Source organism: Donghicola tyrosinivorans (assembly GCF_003003355.1).
GTDB lineage: Bacteria > Pseudomonadota > Alphaproteobacteria > Rhodobacterales > Rhodobacteraceae > Donghicola > Donghicola tyrosinivorans.
In genome coordinates this window covers 13,267-32,349 of sequence record NZ_PVTQ01000027.1, presented here as the reverse complement: position 1 = coordinate 32,349, position 19,083 = coordinate 13,267, and the positions used below count along the sequence as shown (strand labels likewise).

Below are 19,083 nucleotides of genomic sequence, written 5' to 3'. Positions count from 1 at the left end.
GGCGAGAGCGCGATTGCCATGTGTGCGGCGGGCACCATGCCGGGGGCGCTGAAGCTGCTGTGGCAGCCCTCTCAGGGCGGGTACCACATGGAATACGGCTATTCTTGCATGGGCTATGAGGTGGCGGGGGCCATGGGCCTGAAGCTGGCTTGTCCCGAGCGCGAGGTGATCTGCTTTGTGGGCGATGGCAGCTACATGATGGCCAACGCCGAGCTGGCGACGGCGGTGATGCGGCGCATTCCCTTCACCGTGGTGCTGACGGATAACCGTGGCTACGGCTGCATTAACCGGCTGCAGACCATGGGCTGTGGCGGTGAGCCCTTCAACAACATGTATGTGGATTGCAACGTCGAGGTGCAGCCCGAGATCGACTATGTGGCCCATGCCGCATCGATGGGTGCCTATGCGGTGAAGGCCAGCGGCACCGACGCGCTGGAGGCCGAGATTGTGGCCGCCCGCGAGCGGAACATCCCGACGGTGATCGTGATCGAGACGATCGCCAAGGACTTCCCCGGCACAGGTCTGCAGACGACGGCGGGCAGTCACGGGTTCTTCTGGGATGTGGCGGTGCCGCAGGTCAGCGCCCGCGAGAAGCAGCGCGCCCGCTATGCCGACTACATCACCCAGATCACCCGTCAGACCGGCATGAACTGACACGAAACAGCAGGACAGGCGGGGCTCTGCCCCGCACCCCGAGGTATTGACCCCCAAAATGAAGGGGGGCTTTCAGAGAAGAAAGACATCGAGATGATCAGATTTGGAACCAATCCCATTGCATGGGCCAATGATGACGACCAGACGATCGGCAAGGATATTCCGACCGAGCGTATTTTAGCGGAGGCCGGTCGCTTGATCGGGTTTGACGGGATCGAGAATGGCCATCGTTGGCCGCAGGATGATCCCGAGGCGTTGCGGTCTTTGCTCGCCGGATATGGGCTGGTGTTCGTGTCGGGCTGGTATTCAACCGAGTTGCTGGTGCGCTCGGTCGAGGAAGAGATTGAGGCGGTGCAGGGTCATCTGGCGAAGCTGAAGCACAATGGGTGCAAGGTTTGTATCGTATGTGAATGCTCGAACACGGTGCATGGCAGCCCTGATGTGCCGGTGAATGACCGTCCGCGTCTGAGTGCCGAAGAAATGGCTGTCTTTGGTGCAAAGATAGAGGCGTTCGGCGCCTATCTGGCAGGTGAAGGGGTGACATTGGCCTACCATCACCACATGGGCACTGTCGTCGAGAGCCCCGAAGAGATTGATGCCTTCTTGGCGGCGACGGGCCCTGCGACCCATCTGTTGTTTGACGCAGGCCATTGCACCTTTGGGGGAGGAGATCCTGAGGCGGTGCTGCGCAAGCATGTGGGCCGTGTTGCGCATTTCCACGCCAAGAACATCCGTCCCGATGTGACCGCCCGCGTACGGACCGAGGGGCTGTCATTCTTGCAAGGTGTGTTGGCAGGGGCCTTTACCGTGCCCGGAGATCAGGAGGGGGCAGTGGATTTTACCCCGCTGCTGCAGATCCTGAAGGACGCGGACTACGACGGCTGGATCGTCATCGAGGCCGAGCAGGACCCCGAGGTACGCAATCCGCTGCTGTATCAGACCCTTGGCCTGCACACGCTGAAGCGTATCGCTGGCGAGGTCGGCTTGATTTGAAGAAGCGGCGCGGTCCGGTTGCAAACAGGATCGCGCCAGCGCAGTCTGCACGCGGGACAACCAGAGGGAAGACAGGATGATCGATCCGAGTGATCCGTTCTTTGCGCCTTTGTGGCGGCGTATCGTGATTGTGGGACTGTGCCTTGGATGGGCGCTGGTGGAGGTGCTGAGCGGCTCTCCCGGATGGGCGCTGATGTTTGGTGCGGCGGGGGTCTATGCGGCGTTCAAGTTGCTGGGGCCCGGATATCGCGCCGCGATTGCGGACAAGGAAAAGGACGATGGCTGACCTATTGAAGAAACCCTTTGGCACCCACGGCAAGGTGCATCAGATCACACCGGAAAGCGCCGGTTGGCGCTATGTGGGGTTCTCGCTTTACCGTCTTCGGGCGGGTGAGACCGTGGCCGAGGCGACAGGTGATCGTGAGGTCATTCTGGTGATGGTCGAAGGAAAGGCCAGCTTCAACGCAGCCGGTCAGGACTGGGGTGTTTTGGGCGAGCGGATGAGCGTCTTCGAAAAGACCCCGCCCCATTGCCTCTATGTGCCGAACGGACAGGATTGGACCGCTGAGGCGACCACCGATTGCACCATTGCGGTCTGCTCGGCCCCCGGCATGGGCGGTCACGCGGCGCGGCGGATCGGGCCGGACGGCATCACCCTGACCCAGCGCGGTGAAGGGGTGAACACCCGCTTTATCAATAACATCGCGATGGAAAATGAGGACTATTGCGACAGTCTCTTGGTGACTGAGGTGTTCACCCCTGCAGGGCACTGGTCGTCCTTCCCCAGCCATCGTCATGACGAAGATGACTTCCCGCGCATCACCTATCTGGAAGAGACCTATTACCATCGTCTGAACCCCGCCGATGGCTTTGGCATCCAACGGGTTTACACCGACGATGGTCAGCTGGATGAGACGATGGCCGTTAAGGACGGTGATGTGGTCTGCGTTCCCCGCGGTCACCACCCCTGCGGCGCGCCCTATGGGTTCGAGATGTACTACCTGAACGTCATGGCCGGGCCCCTGCGCAAGTGGCGCTTTGTTCCCGCGCCTGAGGTGGAGCACCTATTCTAAACAGTCCCCCAAATGCAAACATAGCCCCGCCTCCCGATGGAGTTGACGGGGCTTTTCACATCAAACAGCAATCACCTCACTGCGGCCCCGTTGCCAGTAAAATACGCGCAGTCGCGGGAAGCTCCACAAACAGAAGGGTTGCCGCATGCGCATAGCCGCATTGCAGCATTAACCGTTGTTGGCAACAAAAGGCAGCGTCATATTGATGGAGTAGATAGCGTCTCTCCTCCTCCCTGACGTTATCTGGAAAATTCAGGCGGCACACATCTCCTCCTCCCTTGTGTGTCGCCTTTTTTATTTCCCCACCCTTTAAAACCAAAGCCAATGCTGCTTTCATCTTGGCAAAAATACCTCGGGGTGCGGGGCAGAGCCCCGCTTTGCGCCCCCGACAACAGGGGCGTTCGCGTCAATATAACTTAGGGCGAAGAAGTCTGATCAGGCAGGGGTCTCAGCCGTCACCACGCCATCATCCCGTCGCAAAACTGCGGCGAAAAAGCCGTCAGTGTCGTGACGGGCGGGGGTCAGAGACAGGAACTCCGGATGGGCCGAGTCTGTGATTTGCGGCGCGACCTCGGGCAAAGGAACAACCCGAAACGCAGGATTGGCGGCCAGAAAACCGGCCACTTGGGCCTCATTCTCTTCTGTCAGCAACGAGCACGTCGCATAAACCAGCCGTCCACCCGGTTTGACCAGCCGCGCGGCGCTAGCCAGAATGCGGGCTTGCAGCGCCACCAGCGCCTCCAGACCCTTTTCCTCAGGCGCGCGCCAGCGGGCGTCGGGGTTGCGGCGCCAAGTGCCTGTGCCGCTACAGGGCGCATCGACCAAGACGCGATCATAGCCGCCTTTGCGACGTTTGACCCAGCGGTCTGTCTCACTGGCCAGAAGACGTGTCTCGCCATTGTGCAGACCGGCCTTGCGCATCCGCTCGGCGCAGCGCTTCAGGCGGCCTTCGTTCACATCACAGGCCACGATATGGCCCTTGTTGTTCATCTGGGTCGCGATGGCCAAGGTCTTGCCGCCGGCACCGGCGCAAAAGTCCACCACCCGCTCGCCCGGTTGGGCATCAACCAACATCGCCACCAGTTGCGAGCCTTCGTCCTGAATCTCGATCTCTCCGCGCTTCAGGGCAGGCAGGCGGGACAGGGCCATGCGCTGGCTGATGCGGATACCATTGGCTGCCCGGGGCAGGGGGTCTGCCTCAAGCCCCAGTGCGGTCAACTCGTGCAGGACCTCTTTCGGGGTGGTCTTGACCGTGTTAACCCGCACATCCAGTGCAGGGGGCGTCAGCAGGGCGGCCATCTCGGTCCCGAAATCTGCACCGAATCGGTCGCGCAAGGGGCCAGCGGCCCACTCGGGGCATTCGACCTGCACATCCTCTGGCATGGAGGGGTGCTGGATCGTGCTGCCTTTCAGCTTGATCAGCAGGGTGTATTCCTGATCGGCCAGGGCCTCGGGGGCGAATTTACCGCCATTAAACAGGCGTTTGATCTGGTCAGCGGGCTTACGGGCACCCACGGTCAGCCATGCCAGCAGACGGTTGCGCGGCGTGGTCTTGCGACCGTGTTTGGCCAACCACCAATCCAACCGCGCCTGATGGCGCAGCAGATCATTCACCAAGTCCAGAATGGCCCCGCGATCCTCATCATCAAAGGCCTTTTTACCGCGAAAGAACCCCGAGATCACCGCATCCGCAGGACGGGCGACGGTGTCGATCTCTTCTGCGAGGATCAAAGTGGCTTGCAAGCGGGCAGCAGGGGTCATGGTCGGACGATCATATTGGGGCAAAACAAACGGGTTCTGCGCAAAGGCAGAGCCATCAGCGCGTGTTTACTGGGCGCACCCGCTTTTGGAAACCGGCATTTTGCAGGAACCGGCGCAAGGGCGGGCGTGCTGTCCCGCGATGTTCCGTGATACAACTGGCCATCCAGCCGAAAGGACGCCCATGACCCGCGACCAGATCATTGCCGCCTATACCGGCTATATTGCCTGCCTTAACGGGCAGGACTGGCAGAACCTGCACCAGTATGTCTCGGAGACGGCGTCCTACAACGGCACTTTGATCGGGCTTGAGGGGTATCGGAAAATGCTGATCGGGGACTTCCAAGCGATCCCTGATTTGACTTTCAATATCGGTCGCCTGATCTGCGATCCGCCTTGGATAGCGGCGCATCTGACCTTTGACTGCACGCCCGTCGGCGATCTGTTCGATCTGCCGGTCAACGGCAAGCGGGTGCAGTTTACCGAGAACGTCTTTTACGAATTTGCAGACGGCAAAATCCAGACCGTCACGTCGGTGATCGACAAAGCCGCTATCGCTGCGCAGGTCTGCACGGGCGAGGGCTAAGGGCCAAACGCATTACCCAAAAGCAAAAGGGCCGCCCGTTGCGGGGCGGCCCTTAGACAGTAAGTCGCGTGGGTTACGAGGTGCCCATAACACCGCGGATCACAGCGAAGAGCCCCGCCGACAGCAGCGCGGCTGCGGGTACGGTGATCAGCCAAGCGGCCACGATGGTCATAAAGTGCGAGCGGCGGACCAGCTTACGGCGGCGACGCTCTTCAGGGGCCACCCGCGAAGCACCAGGCACGGTGGCCATGGCTTTGCGCATACGGCGCTCGGTGTCCCATTCACGGAAAAAGCCCACGCCAAAGACGCCGCCCACCGCAATGTGGGTCGAGCTAACGGGCAGACCCAGCCAGCTGGCCACGATCACAGTAATCGCCGCCGACAGAGCCACACAGTAGGCACGCATCGGGTTCAGCTTGGTGATCTGGTTACCGACCATCTTGATCAGCTTGGGGCCGAAGAGGAACAGACCGAACGAGATCCCCAGCGCGCCGATGATCATCACCCAGTGAGGGATGCCGAACGAATGGGTGAAATCACCGGTGGTCGAGGCTTGCACGATCGCCGCCAGCGGACCCACAGCGTTCGCCACATCGTTCGCCCCGTGGGCAAAGCTAAGCAGCGCGGCCGAGACGATCAGCGGAATGCCGAACAGGACCTTCAGCGACTTGTTGCGGTTTTCCAGCCCTTCGGACTGCTTGCGGACGATTGGGATCATCACCAGCCAGATCAGGATAGCTGCGCCGATACCGATCAGAACCGCATCGCCCATGCTGATCTTGATCAGCTTTTTGATACCTTTGACGGCGATATAGGTGGCGAAGGCACCGCCCATGATGCCGACCAGAACGGGCACCCAGCGACGGGCCGCAGCGATCTTGTCTTCTTTATAGATGATGGCGCTTTTGATGAACCACAAGAACAGGGCTGCGATCAAACCACCCAACAAGGGCGAGATCACCCAGCTGGCCGCAATCGCGCCCATTTTGTCCCAGCTGACCGCCGAAAAGCCCGCAGCCGCGATGCCAGCACCCATGACGCCGCCCACGACCGAGTGGGTGGTCGACACCGGTGCGCCGATCCAAGTGGCAAGGTTCACCCAAAGGGCCGAGGCCAAAAGCGCCGCCATCATCGCTGTGATGAATGCGCCAGAGGTGCCCATGCTTTCAGGGGCAATAATGCCTTTCGCGATGGTCGAGACCACATCGCCGCCCGCAATCAACGCGCCCGCGCTTTCAAAGACCACCGCGATGGCAATCGCCCCGCCCATGGTCAGTGCATTCGCGCCCACGGCGGGGCCCATGTTGTTGGCCACGTCGTTCGCACCGATGTTCAGCGCCATATATGCGCCGAAGGCGGCGGCGATTACGACGACCAGCGTGTTGTTGGCATGACCAAAGACCATTGCCGCCAGAATGGCCGCAAAGACCACAAAGATCAGGCCGATCCCCAGACCGATCATCGGACGGGCGACATAAGAGGTGGCTTGTTCCAGCGTGGAAAGACGCCCCAGATCGCGATCCAGCGTTTCCAGATGGCTTGGGTCGATATTGTTGTTAGACATATTGCCCTCCTGACGTTGGGAGGGGCGCTAATTCAATTGTAACAGTTTTACAACGTTTTTGTGAACGTCATATTTGTCTGTCACATTTGCCGAAATATCGATTGCAGGCCCGGTTCGGCGACCATCGATGCGGCCTCGTCAGGGCTAACCCAACGGCGTGTGCGTTGATTTGCCTCGGGAAATTCGTCTTTGAGGGTGGCGACCTCAACAGGGTAGACCAGCACCTTGACGCGGACGGGCAGGCCGCTGGATTTGATCTTTCGGTAAAGAAAATGTCCGATCGGCGCAATGGGGGTGGCGGCAGGGCGTACGCCCGCTTCTTCCCATGCCTCAACTAAGGCGGCACCGGCGGCGTCCATGCCGCGCATGGTCCAGCCTTTGGGGATGACCCAGCGGCCTGTGCCGCGGCTGGTGATCAGCAGAACCTGCTTTGCTCCGGTTTTGGTGTAGCGGTAGCACAGGGCAGCGGTCTGCAATGCCTCGGGTCGTTGCACCAGAGGGCGGATATAGTTTTGGACGAATTCGTTGAAGGATGGCTTCACAGATGCCCCTTTATTTATTGGCGGAATGCCTGATGCTATCGCCAAAGGTTAGTCTCAGGCAAGGTTTTGGCGCAGCATGGGGCGGGATTTCCTCTGCCCTGTGGTGAAACGGCAGGCGCTAGATTCACTTTAGCTGGTGTGGCTGAGGCGAACTGAGCCTCCAACACAGGAACCTTGCCTGTTTCCTCATCGCAAGAATCGAGGTTGAGGTTTTGCAAAGCCATCTGATGGCGTTGCAAGATTTTGCTTCAAAATCAATCGGATGTCGTTTTCGTTTGCTCGCAAAAGAATCAAGCAGATCACACCGCAGCGACCTAAGTGCGCCGAATTGCCTAAATGTCAGGCAAAAACCCAGATTATCACGCATGTTATCGCTGCGTTGCAGCAAGTTGTGTTGCCCGGGGAACGGGGACACGTCATCCTGAGTGCATAGATGGTGTCTCTCCTCCTCCCTGATGCCATCTGACATTTCAGGCGGCGCACATCTTCTCCTCCCTTGTGCGTCGCCTTTTTTCTTCGCCGATCGGGCGTTTCAGGTCTCTTCCATCACCAACAATTCAAACGTGACGCAGACGGGCGAGGTCCCGGGCGTCAGTTCCCCCGCGAACTGCTGGCCTGCGGGATCAACACAGATCATCGGTAGGGTCAGCGCCCCATCCCAAGTGGCCTGCGGGGCGATTAGCACCTCAGAGATGGGCGAGGCCATAGATGGCGCATCCGCGAAATGCGCGCCGATCAGACTGCCGATGCCGTAGACCGTGGCGCGGCCAAAGCCGGTTTGGTGGATGATGCGCGTGATCGCGTCATGGGCGTCCACATGGGGGTTCAGCTTGGCAATCACCGCGTTGCCGGTCTTTGTCCCGCCGGTGGGGTGAAAGATCGGGAACAGGGTCTCTTCGTTCATCGACACGTCAAACGCGCCTCCGTCAAAGGCCACCAAGGTCACGGTGCAGTCAGCGGCCAGCGTCACAGCATCAGGCAGCAGGTGGCCGATCTCTCGTCCGTTTTCAGAGGTCCAGACCGCATGACAATGCAGCCACCACGCGCCATCCCTTTTGCCAATAATCGCAGTGCCATCGGTGATGGTTCCAGAGGCGCGGCTGTGGGTGGCGCTATACCATGCGGCATGAACGCCATCATTCGACGGGCCGGGCATGACGAAATCAAAGGCCCCAAGGGCCAGCCCGTCAAACACCATAATCCCGCTGTCACAACCAGCCGCATCCATCGCTTCGCCAACCGCCTGCATCAGTACTGCGCCTTTCGGCAGCGTCACCTGCACCCGCCGCGCCGTGCCCCGCGCCACGCTATAGGGCGCGATGGCGGCAGGGCCTGGGTGACGGATCACATCCCGTCCGGTCATGACAACTCACCAGGCCAAAGGCCACGGGCTTCAAGCTCTTCGCGGACCAGTTTCTTGGTGATCTTGCCGTAGCCGGTCTTGGGCATCTCGGTCAGGTAGATGTACTGGCTTGGCAGCTTGTATTTGGCCAGCTTCGCCGCCAGCAGCGCGTTCAGATCGCCCTCATCCACCGCATGGCCTGCTTCCAACACGCAGACAGCCAGTCCAACCTCGCCCCATGTGCGGTGCGGACAGCCAAGAATGGCGACCTCAGAGATAGCGGGATGGGTCAGCAGCAGCTCTTCAATCTCGCGCGGGTAAACATTCGAGCCGCCCGAGATATACATGTCCGAGGCCCGACCCGTGATGTAGAGATACCGCTGCGCATCCAGATGCCCCAGATCGCCAGTGCGGAACCAGCCGTTGCGAAAGGCTTTCCCGTTCGCGCCGTCATCCATGTAATAACCCGCGCACACGGCGGGACCGGCCACGCAAATCTCGCCGGTTTCATTGGGGCCAAGGATATTGCCGTCGTCATCCTGAATGGTGACATGCAGGCCCGTCCGTTCGATGCCGCAGGTGCCGACGCGGGCCTCTGGGCCATCTTCGATATGGTGATCATGGCGGGGCAGGACGGTGATCGCGCCAGTGACCTCGCCAAGGCCGAAATACTGCACCAACACATGCCCCAGCTTGCGCAGGGCGTGCTTTTGATCCTCTCGGTACATGGGTGCGCCTGCGTAGATCACATAGCGCAGAGAGCTATGGTCATAGGCGTCCACCGCCGGATGTTCGGTCAGCATTTTGACGATGGTCGGCACGGTGAACATGTTGGTCACCTTGTAACGCTGCACCAGTTCCCACGCCGCATCAGGATCGAACTTGCCCGCAGGCACCAGAACGCTGGCCGCCCCCGCCGCGATCTGCACCAGTTGGTGCATACCCGCCCCGTGGGACAGGGGCGCGACCACTAGGCTCACGTCATCAGAGGTGGTGGCGGGCATCAGATCGTTCAGGTGATTAAGCGTCGTGAACCCAAGCTGCCCGTGGGTCAGCACCACCGCTTTTGGCCGTCCGGTCGAGCCTGAGGTGAAGAACAGCCAGCATGGATCATCGCGGTCCACATCGGCATTCGGCACATCCTGACCCATATAATCGGCGATCAGCCCCTCATATTCTGTGCCAAAACCGCTGCCGATGCAGATCACCTGTTCCAGCTTGGGCGCGGCCTCAATGCAGGCGATTGCGTGCCCTTCAAAGCCCTGTTCACAGACCATCAAGGACACATCGGCCTTTTGGCCCAGATAGGCGACCTCATCCGCGCGCTGGCGAAAGTTCGACGGCACCCAGACAGCGCCGACCCGCCAGCAGGCCAGCATAACCTCGGTGATCTGGTTGTTGTTGGGGGACTGGACCAGCACGCGGTCGCCATGCTTGATGCCAAAGCGGTCTTTCATGGCGGCGGCCAAGGCACTGACGCGGGCGTCCAGTTCGGCCCAAGTAATGGTCAGGTCATCCCAGATGATCGCGGGCCGATCCTCCAGACGGGCGGCGTTGCGGGTCAGAAAATGGGCCAGATTGGTGGTGCGGGTGCTCCAAGGCAGTTTGGGATCACGGTTCAAGGTTGCGCTCATTTCACCCGCTCCATGATCGAGACATAGTTGGCCACGGCAGCGCCGCCCATGTTGAAGACGCCCGCCATCGAGGCGCCATCGATCTGCATGGTTCCAGCCTCACCGGCCAGTTGCATTGCTGCCATGACATGCTGGGAAACGCCCGTCGCCCCCAGCGGATGGCCCCGCGATTTCAGCCCGCCCGAGGGGTTCACCGGCAGCTTGCCGGTCCGGTGGGTGATGCCTTCGCGGATCACACGGCCCCCTTGGCCGCGCGGGGCTAGGCCCATCGCCTCATATTCCAGCAGTTCGGCGATGGTGAAACAGTCGTGGGTCTCGACAAAGCTCAGGTCGTCCAAGGTGACGCCTGCCTCTTCCAAGGACTTCGCCCAAGCGCCCCGTGCGCCTGCAAATTCCGTGGGATCGCGCCGCGACAGAGCCAGCACGTCGTTCACCTGATTGCGGGCGCGGAAGGCAATCGCGCGCTCAAGATCCGCCGCCACATCGGGATGGGCAATGACCAAGGCCGCCGCCCCGTCTGAAATCAGCGAGCAATCCGTGCGCCGCAGCGGCCCCGCCACCAGCGGGTTCTTGTCGCTGACGGTGTTACAGAACTCGACGCTGAAATCCTTGTGCATATGGGCATAGGGGTTCAGCATCCCATGAGCATGGTTCTTGGATGAGATCATCGCCAACTCGCGGCTGTGATCCCCGTTGGCCTGAAAATAGCTGCTGGCGATCTGGCCGAAGACACCGGCAAAACCGTTCTCGGACCCGCCTTCCTCGGCGCGGTATGAGGCGGTCAGCATGATGTCACCGGCCTTAGCGGTGGGGGTCGTGGTCATTTTTTCCGCGCCTACCACCAACGCGATCTTGCCCCGACCAGCCGCAATGAAATCCATCGCCGCATACAGCGCCGCTGATCCGGTGGCGCAGGCATTTTCAAGATGCATGGCAGGCACATGGGCCAGTTCCGGCACGGCCATGCCCACCAAGGCCCCCTCAAACGCCTGCGGAGAAAAGCCGTTGTTGTAGACGCCCACATAGACGCCATCCACGTCGGCGGCAGAAACCCCCGCGTGGGTCAAGGCATCAGGGACGACGCTGGCGATCAGCTCGATCAGGGTTTCTTCGGGCGCTTTGCCGAACTTGCTGTGGGACCAGCCCACGATCTGCGGATGTGTCATGGTTCTCCCCCTCTTTGGAACCGATGTCAGGTGTAACCAAGCTTGCGACGAAGCTTGGATTCGATCTTTCCGGCCTCGCGCAGCAGCATCTTGGCCAAGTCTTTCTGTCTGTCTTCACCCATGCGGGAATCGATGGCGGCGATGGATAGCGCCCCCAGCACGTCGCCTGTGGGCGCCTTGATCGCCACGCCAATGGCCCAAGAGTTCGCCAGATAGAGGCCCGGATTCAGGGCCCATCCGTCACGGCGACATTGGGCGATGGATGCGCCCACGATTTCAGGCGTGTAGCGGTCATAGCCCTTGGCCAAGAGCGGTGTGATCTCTTCGCGCATCAGAGCCAATTCGTCATCGGGCAGGGCGGCCAGAATGGCCATCGCGCCCGCGCCGACCCCCAAAGGGTGGCGATAGCCCACTTGCAACGCTTGGGTGCGGATCGGGTAAGAGCCCTCTTCGCGGTGCAGGCAAACCGAATAGGCCCCGCGCCGCATGGAAACAAAGCTACTGTCGCCACTTTCGGCGGCAAGATCTTTGAGGCTGTCCATAGCGAAATCCAGCAGGTCAAAGCGCCGCTGCGCCATTAGGCCCACCACATAGCTTTCCGGCCCCAAAGCGTAATTGCGCGTTTTGGGATTTTGCTCGACCAGACCGGCCCGCATCAGCGCCAAAAGCATCCGCCGCACGGTCGGACGACTTAGACCAGACAGGTCGGTCAGGGTGGCAATCGGAACCTCTTCCCCGCCGTCCCGTGCAACCAAAGATAGCAGCGACAAAGCGCGGTCCACGCTTTGCGCGCCGCCCGATTCTGCCTGCTGCGCGATCATTTAGATATCCACATTATGGACATATATTCTCCTCTTCCCAACCTATGCTGAGCGATTGCCGCGAACATGGCAAGTTTTTTCGATTTTTTGTTTACATGATCGAAAAACCGCTCGTATCATGAGATCGCATGTTAACATCCATATTGTGGATAGTGTGCTTTTGTAGCCGGATTGGGAGGTCCAGCGCAGAGGCTTTAATGGGAGGAAAACCTATGAAGACTTTCGGAAAGGTCGCGCTTGCCGCGACCCTGCTGGCCAGTGCTGCGAACGCGGAAACTCTGGTCATGCAAAGCGTCTATCCGTCGTCCTTGCCCCTTTTGGGCGATAGCGGCGTAAACCTGACCAAACAGGTCGAGACCCTGACCGGCGGCTCGCTGACCATCGAGTTCAACGAGCCGGGCGCAATCGTCGGCGGCAATGAGATGTGGGACGCTATCTCGACCGGTGCCGTGGACGCGGGCTGGTACAGCCCCGGTTTCGCACAGGGGATTATCCCGTCGGCGGCAATCTTTACCTCGGTTCCCTTCGGGCCGGACATCCGCGCCTACACCGCGTGGTGGTATGAAGGCGGCGGCAAGGACATCTGGGCCGAGATCACCGAACCCTACAACATCCACACCGAACTTTGCGCCATTCTGGTTCCCGAAGCCTCTGGCTGGTTCGCCAAAGAGATCAACACCCCCGACGACCTGAAGGGTCTGAAGATGCGGGTCTTCGGCCTTGGCGCGCAGGTCATGCAGAAACTGGGCGCCGAAGCGCAGTCCATGCCTGTGGCTGACACGCTGACCGGTCTGCGTCTTGGTACGATTGACGCGGCAGAGGTCTCGTTCCCGCTGATCGACAAGGCGGTCGGCATGAATGAATACGCCAGCCACTACTATTTCCCCGGCTGGCACCAGCAGACCTCGCTGATCACCTTCATCGCCAATCAGGACGTCTGGGACGGTCTGGAAGAGCAGCAGCGTTTCGCGATCCAGACCGCTTGTGCGGCGAACGTCGCCTATACCGCCGCGCAGGGCGAGGCCAAGCAGCTTCAGCCGCTGGCTGAACTAGAGGCCGCAGGCGTCACCGTCCACACTTGGAACGATGAGATGATGGGTGCCTTCCGCAACGCATGGGACGAAGTCGTGGCCGAGCAGGTCGCCGCGGATGAGAACTTTGCCAAGGCTTGGACCAGCCTTTCGGACTTCCGCGAAGGCTTCGCCAAATGGGCGGATCTGGCCTACATCAAGTAAGGGTTAAGCGGGCGGCGCATATGCCGCCCCTTTTCCGCTTTTCCATAAGGGATCAAGGGTGATGGAACGATGGCTTGCGGTCTCTGACCGCTTGGCGGGGCCGTGCCGTCTGGTGGCGCGTTTGTGCGGCTGGCTGCTGCTGGTTCTGATGGCGGTAATTCTCTACGACGTGATCGGGCGGCGCTTTTTCTCGACCGGCTCGTTCAAGCTGCAAGAGCTGGAATGGCACCTTCACGGGGCGATTGCCGTTTTGTGTTTCGGCTATGCCTACACGGAGAACGCCCATGTGCGGATTGATCTGTTTTCCCAACGGATGAACCGCAACACCCGTCTCTGGATCGAAATTCTGGCCATCGCCCTGTTCCTGATCCCCTTTATGGCGCTGCTGGTCTGGTATGGCAGCGATTTCACATGGCGCAGTTTCACCCGCGCCGAAGGCAGCCCCGGCGGGGTGGGTCTGTCCAACCGCTGGATCATCAAATCCGCCATCCCCTTGGGCGCAGTGCTGACCATCTTTGGCGGGCTGTCGGTGATGCTACGGGCCATCGTTGCCCTGAAACGCCCTGATCTGGTCGAGGAGCTGGTATGATCGAGCTTCTCTCTTCCTCACTACCCGGCCTTATGTTCCTGTCGCTGGTGATCGCGCTGTTTTCCGGTGCGCCAGTGGCGATCATGCTGATGGGCATTTCGCTGGTTTTCGGCCTGCTGGCCCTTTGGACCGGTGATATGCGGGCGGCGCAGGCCACCTTGCTGCCCAACCGCATCTTTTCCGGCACGATTGAAAACGCCGTGCTGGTCGCCGCCCCCATGTTCATCTTCATGGGCATCATCATGGAGAAAACCCGCATCGCCGAAGACCTGCTGCTGACCTTGCAGCGCCTGATGCGGGTTATTCCGGGGGGCCTTGCGCTGGCGGTGGTGCTGATGGGCACTATTCTGGCGGCAGCCACGGGCATTATCGGCGCATCGGTGGTGATGCTGGCTATGCTGGCGATCCCCACGATGGTCGAGCGTGGCTATGACAAGGGGCTTGCGGCGGGCACTGTCGCCTCGGCCGGAACCTTGGGCATTCTGATCCCGCCCTCGGTCATGCTGGTGTTCATGGGCGATCTGCTAAGTATCTCGCTCGGGCGGCTTTTCGTGGCAGCGCTGCTGCCGGGCTTGCTGCTGTCAGGTCTCTACGTGGCCTATATCGTGATCCGCAGTGCGCTACAGCCCGATCTGGCACCCAAAGCGCCCAAGCCCGCGCCCCATGAACGGGATGGCCTGTGGCTTGAGACCCTGAAATCCGTTCTGGCCCCGCTGGTGATGATCGTCGCGGTTCTTGGCTCGATCCTTGGTGGCATCGCCACCCCGACCGAGGCCTCTGGCGTCGGCGTCTTTGCCGCACTGCTGCTGGGTCTGGTGCGGGGGCGTCTGAACATGTCTGTCCTGCGCGACAGCATGGACGGATCGGTCAAGCAACTGGGGATGCTGTTCTTTATCTTCGTGGGCGCGACGGCGTTCTCCTACATCTTCCGCAAAGTGGGCGGCGAGCATTTCATCGTCGATACCGCCCGCGCCTTACCCTTTGGCGACTGGGGTCTGCTGTTTGCCATGATGGGGATGATCTTTGTCATGGGCTTCTTCTTTGACTGGATCGAGATAACCCTGATCATGCTGCCGATCTTCGCCCCTGTGGTCGCGCTGATGGACCTTGGCGGGCATGTACCGCAGGGGCAAATGATCTATTGGTTCGCCATTCTGGTGTCTTTGAACCTGCAAACATCCTTCTTAACGCCACCCTTCGGCTTTGCGCTTTTCTATCTGAAGGGCGCGGCGGCGGATCACCTGACGATCCATGACATCTATCGGGGGATCATCCCCTTTGTGATCCTGCAGTTGATCCTGCTAGGGATCACCATCGCCTATCCTAGCGTCGCCCTCTGGCTGCCCGATCAGGTGTTTCAATGAGCGGGCGCATGGCAGGCAAGCGCGTCATCGTGATCGGCGCGGGTTCGGTGGGCGAGGGCTGGGGCAACGGCAAGGCCGCAGCGGTGCTTTACGCCCGCGAAGGGGCGCAGGTGCTATGCGTGGATCGCAGCCTGTCCGCCGCGGCCGAAACCGCCGCCTTGATCACGACCGAAGGCGGCACAGCCCACACCTTTGCAGGCGAGATGACCGATCCCCTTGCGGCCACAGCCATGGCCGGCGCGGCCAAGTCCCGGATGGGCGGGCTGGACGTGATGCATTTCAACATTGGCACCAGTGTGAAAGGCGGGCTGGAAGAGACCGGCTTTAACGACTGGAACAAGGTCTTTAGCGTCAATCTGGATGCGGCCTTTCACGCCACCAAAGCCTGTGTGCCGCTGATGGGGCAGGGCGGGGCGCTGGTCTATATCTCTAGCCTCGCGGGGCTGAACAACGGCCCCTACCGCTATATCGGGTATGAGGCCTCAAAGGCCGCGCTGCAAAGGTTCGCCCGCAGCGTGGCGGTGGAATACGCCCCGCGCGGCATTCGCGCCAACACGGTAGTGCCCGGCATGATTGACACGCCCCATGTGGCAGCCATGATTGCCCCCGGACAGGATATGGAAACCGTGCGATCGGCACGCGCCGCGCAGGTGCCGCTGAAACGGCAAGGCACCGCTTGGGATATCGCAGAGGCGGCGCTGTTTCTGGCCTCGGACGCGGCAGGATTTATCACCGGCGTCGATCTGCGGGTCGATGGCGGTATGGGAACCTTGATGGGAACGTCAGCTTAACAGGAAAGACGCATGACGCAGAAAGTTGCATTGGTCACGGGCGCGGCCCGTGGCATCGGTTTGGCCACCACCAAACTGTTTATCGAAGAAGGCTGGAAGGTCGCGATGATCGACCGCGACGGAGACGAACTGGCCGTTGCCGCCAAGGATCTGGATCAGGCGCAGGCCTTTGTCTTTGACGTCTCGATCCCTGAACAAGTGGACCAGATGGTCGCTGAGGTGACCGCAGCCTTTGGCCGGATTGATGCAGTGGTCAACAACGCCGGTGTCGCGGACTTTGGCCCGATTGCCGAGACCGACTTTGCCCGCTGGCGCCGCGTGATGGAGACCAATCTGGATGGGGTCTTCCTTGTCTCGCAGGCAACAACGCCCGCACTGAAGGAAACCAAAGGGGCGCTGGTGAACATCGCGTCGATCTCGGGTCTGCGGGCCTCGACCCTACGGGTGGCCTATGGCACCTCGAAGGCGGCAGTGATCCAGCTGACCAAACAGCAGGCGGCAGAATTGGGCGAGCATGGCATCCGCGCCAACTGCGTCTGCCCCGGCCCTGTGCGCACCAAACTGGCGATGGCCGTGCATTCCCCCGAGATCATCGCCGCCTATCACGACGCAATCCCCCTGAACCGCTATGGGTCCGAGCGCGAGATCGCCGAGGTGATCGTGTTCCTCTGCTCGGACCGCGCCAGCTATGTGACGGGTCAGGTCGTTGCAGCGGATGGCGGCTTTGACAGCACCGGCGTTGGTCTGCCGGCCCTGCGGGTCTGATGACAGAGTTTAAGGGGCGGGTCTAACGAGCCGCCCTTGCGGGATTATTCCGCGATAATACGCACCGTTAGCGGCGCACCACCGTTCGCGATCACCATCAAGCGGTCGATGTTCGGATGGGCGCCGGGGCGGGCCTCGGCATCGGCGGTATGTTCGGCAAAGACCGCCATCCCGTGGGTGGCAGCATCAGCGTTCAGGCTGCCAAAGGTCTGATGCAAGTACTGATATACCGCGACCGAGCCCTTTTTTCCCGGCTGGTTCGGGATCGTGTCAACAACCGCGCCCGAGGCATCCAGCACCTCGATCGCGGCAACTCCGTCAATGGCGGGCAGCAAAGCCAGATTGTCCTTGAACGATGAGGTCGGCTTGATCATGCCCGTCTTCCTTTTCCCGTAAGTTGCCTTTGATCTAGCACCGATCCGCCGTGCCTGCCACTGCCCTCCGCTGCGCGTCTTCTAGCGGTTGCGATAGGCCGCCGCTTTGGCCCGATTGCCGCACACCTCCATCGAGCACCAGCGCCGTTTGTGGTTCTTGCTCACATCCAGAAAATAGAGCGTGCATGTGGGCCCTTCGCAGTTGCGGATATAGCGAAAATCCCCCTCGCAGATCAGATGGGCGGCTGCAGCGGCGATGGGCTGGATCAGAGCATCAGGGGCATCAAGCCGGTGCCGGTCCGCTAGGGCAAAGGTCTGCTCAGGACCCGCCTTGGTAATCTGCAAATAGCGCGCACCCTTGGGCAGAATGCCGTTGATCTGCCCGATCATTGGATGATCCGAGGCGCATAGCGGTGCCCCGCACACCCCTTCGATAAAGGTGCGGAAGTCCTCACGGAAGGTGACGATCTGTTGCCGCGCAGCCTCAAGCGCATCGGCGCAGGCGGGGGTGCGGAACGGGGCCAATTCAGCCTCTGACGCTAGCTTCGCCGCGATCATCCAATCCAGCAAATCCGCGCCCGTCTCTAGCCAGTCGAACCGCGCCGTGTGCGGTGTCGCGACCGAGTTCAACAGGTCCAGCGCCGGATGTTCACCGACAAAGAAAGGGGCAGGTCTGGTCTCTCGGGTCATGGGAACTCCGGTCTGGAGGGCGGGGCGCAACCTTCTGTCGATAACCCTTATCGGGCGCTTTTGCCAGTTACCATATCACACAGCCGCTCACCTTAAAGTAACTGGCTAAACCAGTTTTTAAAAGTTACTCAGTCACTGTCTAAATTAAATTTTAACAGTTACGCTGAAAAGGCACAGCCAATGCAACCACTTCCCTTCGCCGCGCTTGCGCTGGCGGGTCTTGCCACCACAGCCACTGGCGCTGGCGCGACCGAAGCCGTCACCTATCACCACCAACAGGTTGATGGCCTGTCCATTTTCTATCGAGAGGCGGGCGCCCCCGATGCGCCTGTCATGTTGCTGCTGCATGGGTTTCCGTCCTCATCGCATATGTACCGCGACCTGATCCCGATCCTATCCAAGCGGTTCCACGTGATTGCCCCCGACTATCCGGGCTTTGGCCAATCAGATGCGCCTGATGCAGCGGGCTATGCCTATGACTTTCAGACCCTGGCCCAGACCATGGAGACCTTCACCGAAGGCTTAGGGCTGACGGAATACACCCTTTACATGCAGGATTATGGTGGCCCAGTGGGCATGCGTCTGGCAATGACGCACCCCGAACGCATCTCTGGCCTGATTTTCCAGAACGCCACCATCCACGTGGAAGGCTGGTCGCCCGATGTGGTGGCCCAATTTGCGCCCTTCTGGGCCGAGCGGACGCCCCAGACCGAGGCCCCCTTGCGGCAGTTCCTGCATCCGCAAACCACCCGCTGGCAGTATGAGCACGGCAGCACCGACCTTCAGCGCCTCAGCCCTGACGCGTGGACCCATGATCAGGCGGGGCTGGATCGGGACGGCAATGACGCAATCCAGCTGGAATACCTCTGGAGCTATCAGGACAACGTCGCCGCCTATCCCGACTGGCAGGACTATCTGGCCAGCGCCCGCCCTGAAACGTTGATTGTCTGGGGCCAGAACGATCCCTTCTTCACGCTTGAGGCGGTCAAGGGGCTGCAAAACCTGCTGCCGGATGCGGCCACCTATCTCTACGACGCCGGCCACTTCGCGCTGGAAACCCATGCCGACGAAATCGGCGCGGCCATTCTGGCGACGATGGGCCGGTGATCCCCGCTTTCCACCTACCAACCTAGAAAGGACCA

Annotated in this window: 21 protein-coding genes; 11 read left to right on the top strand and 10 right to left on the bottom strand. The window is 60.7% G+C overall.

All coding sequences use genetic code 11. The features are described from left to right. From CLV74_RS20940 to iolB, 4 genes are all read left to right on the top strand, one after another. Positions 1-654 (top strand): thiamine pyrophosphate-dependent enzyme (locus tag CLV74_RS20940; protein WP_245888644.1); only part of this gene is annotated, 654 nt, incomplete at its 5' end. Positions 655-747: 93 nt separating this feature from the next. Beyond that, the gene (gene iolE / locus CLV74_RS20935; RefSeq protein ID WP_106268604.1) at positions 748-1,647 is read left to right on the top strand and encodes a myo-inosose-2 dehydratase; all 900 of its coding nucleotides are present in this window, start codon (positions 748-750) and stop codon (positions 1,645-1,647) included. A 76-nt stretch (positions 1,648-1,723) separates the two neighbouring features. Next, positions 1,724-1,933 (top strand): hypothetical protein, encoded by a 210-nt coding sequence (locus CLV74_RS20930; protein WP_106268602.1) that lies wholly within the window; start codon positions 1,724-1,726, stop codon positions 1,931-1,933. After that, positions 1,926-2,720, top strand: coding sequence for a 5-deoxy-glucuronate isomerase (iolB, locus tag CLV74_RS20925; protein ID WP_106268600.1), 795 nt, complete (start codon positions 1,926-1,928; stop codon positions 2,718-2,720). The genes CLV74_RS20930 and iolB overlap by 8 nt, the downstream gene beginning before the upstream one ends. 76 nt (positions 2,721-2,796) lie before the next feature. Here the strand turns inward: iolB and CLV74_RS22660 are convergent, their stop codons facing one another. Both CLV74_RS22660 and CLV74_RS20920 read right to left on the bottom strand, forming a co-directional pair. Continuing rightward, entirely contained in the window at positions 2,797-3,057 is a 261-nt protein-coding gene (locus CLV74_RS22660) for a hypothetical protein (protein ID WP_146135000.1), read from the bottom strand. Between the two features lie 98 nt (positions 3,058-3,155). Further along, a complete protein-coding gene (locus tag CLV74_RS20920; RefSeq protein WP_106268596.1) occupies positions 3,156-4,481 on the bottom strand; it encodes an RsmB/NOP family class I SAM-dependent RNA methyltransferase in 1,326 nt (441 codons plus the stop codon). 181 nt (positions 4,482-4,662) lie between these two features. On the opposite strand from CLV74_RS20920, the gene CLV74_RS20915 reads away from it, so the two are divergent. After that, positions 4,663-5,064, top strand: a complete 402-nt coding sequence (locus CLV74_RS20915; RefSeq protein ID WP_106268594.1) for an ester cyclase — start codon at positions 4,663-4,665, stop codon at positions 5,062-5,064. A gap of 73 nt (positions 5,065-5,137) precedes the next feature. Here the strand turns inward: CLV74_RS20915 and CLV74_RS20910 are convergent, their stop codons facing one another. The 6 genes from CLV74_RS20910 to CLV74_RS20885 form a co-directional block, all read right to left on the bottom strand. Then, positions 5,138-6,628, bottom strand: a complete 1,491-nt coding sequence (locus CLV74_RS20910) for an inorganic phosphate transporter (RefSeq protein WP_106268592.1) — start codon at positions 6,626-6,628, stop codon at positions 5,138-5,140. Between the two features lie 80 nt (positions 6,629-6,708). After that, positions 6,709-7,170 carry an NUDIX hydrolase gene (locus tag CLV74_RS20905; RefSeq protein ID WP_170108124.1) on the bottom strand — a complete coding sequence of 154 codons (462 nt, stop codon included), beginning with the start codon at positions 7,168-7,170 and terminating at the stop codon, positions 6,709-6,711. Positions 7,171-7,702: 532 nt separating this feature from the next. Continuing rightward, on the bottom strand, positions 7,703-8,533 hold the full coding sequence (locus CLV74_RS20900; protein ID WP_106268590.1) for a PPC domain-containing DNA-binding protein: 831 nt from the start codon (positions 8,531-8,533) through the stop codon (positions 7,703-7,705). Further along, complete coding sequence (locus CLV74_RS20895; protein WP_106268588.1) at positions 8,530-10,146, bottom strand: acyl-CoA synthetase; 1,617 nt, start codon at positions 10,144-10,146, stop codon at positions 8,530-8,532. Before CLV74_RS20895 ends, CLV74_RS20900 begins: the two co-directional genes overlap by 4 nt. Further along, entirely contained in the window at positions 10,143-11,312 is a 1,170-nt protein-coding gene (locus tag CLV74_RS20890) for an acetyl-CoA acetyltransferase (RefSeq protein ID WP_106268586.1), read from the bottom strand. Before CLV74_RS20890 ends, CLV74_RS20895 begins: the two co-directional genes overlap by 4 nt. A 26-nt stretch (positions 11,313-11,338) precedes the next feature. Then, a complete protein-coding gene (locus tag CLV74_RS20885) occupies positions 11,339-12,133 on the bottom strand; it encodes an IclR family transcriptional regulator (RefSeq protein ID WP_106268584.1) in 795 nt (264 codons plus the stop codon). A gap of 212 nt (positions 12,134-12,345) precedes the next feature. On the opposite strand from CLV74_RS20885, the gene CLV74_RS20880 reads away from it, so the two are divergent. The 5 genes from CLV74_RS20880 to CLV74_RS20860 all read left to right on the top strand — a co-directional run bounded on the left by CLV74_RS20880 (position 12,346) and on the right by CLV74_RS20860 (position 16,877). Then, positions 12,346-13,368: a TRAP transporter substrate-binding protein gene (locus CLV74_RS20880; RefSeq protein ID WP_245888643.1), complete on the top strand. Its 1,023-nt coding sequence runs from the start codon at positions 12,346-12,348 to the stop codon at positions 13,366-13,368. Between the two features lie 61 nt (positions 13,369-13,429). Next, positions 13,430-13,957: a TRAP transporter small permease subunit gene (locus CLV74_RS20875; protein ID WP_106268582.1), complete on the top strand. Its 528-nt coding sequence runs from the start codon at positions 13,430-13,432 to the stop codon at positions 13,955-13,957. Continuing rightward, complete coding sequence (locus tag CLV74_RS20870; protein WP_106268579.1) at positions 13,954-15,321, top strand: TRAP transporter large permease; 1,368 nt, start codon at positions 13,954-13,956, stop codon at positions 15,319-15,321. Before CLV74_RS20875 ends, CLV74_RS20870 begins: the two co-directional genes overlap by 4 nt. A gap of 8 nt (positions 15,322-15,329) precedes the next feature. Further along, positions 15,330-16,112: an SDR family NAD(P)-dependent oxidoreductase gene (locus CLV74_RS20865; protein WP_211299097.1), complete on the top strand. Its 783-nt coding sequence runs from the start codon at positions 15,330-15,332 to the stop codon at positions 16,110-16,112. 12 nt (positions 16,113-16,124) lie between these two features. Then, positions 16,125-16,877, top strand: coding sequence for an SDR family NAD(P)-dependent oxidoreductase (locus CLV74_RS20860; RefSeq protein WP_106268574.1), 753 nt, complete (start codon positions 16,125-16,127; stop codon positions 16,875-16,877). 44 nt (positions 16,878-16,921) lie between these two features. Here the strand turns inward: CLV74_RS20860 and CLV74_RS20855 are convergent, their stop codons facing one another. Both CLV74_RS20855 and CLV74_RS20850 read right to left on the bottom strand, forming a co-directional pair. Then, positions 16,922-17,251: a DUF2322 family protein gene (locus CLV74_RS20855; protein WP_106268572.1), complete on the bottom strand. Its 330-nt coding sequence runs from the start codon at positions 17,249-17,251 to the stop codon at positions 16,922-16,924. Positions 17,252-17,332: 81 nt separating this feature from the next. Then, entirely contained in the window at positions 17,333-17,941 is a 609-nt protein-coding gene (locus tag CLV74_RS20850; protein ID WP_106268570.1) for a CGNR zinc finger domain-containing protein, read from the bottom strand. A 180-nt stretch (positions 17,942-18,121) separates the two neighbouring features. On the opposite strand from CLV74_RS20850, the gene CLV74_RS20845 reads away from it, so the two are divergent. Next, positions 18,122-19,048: an alpha/beta fold hydrolase gene (locus CLV74_RS20845; protein ID WP_106268568.1), complete on the top strand. Its 927-nt coding sequence runs from the start codon at positions 18,122-18,124 to the stop codon at positions 19,046-19,048. Positions 19,049-19,083: the final 35 nt, after the last annotated feature.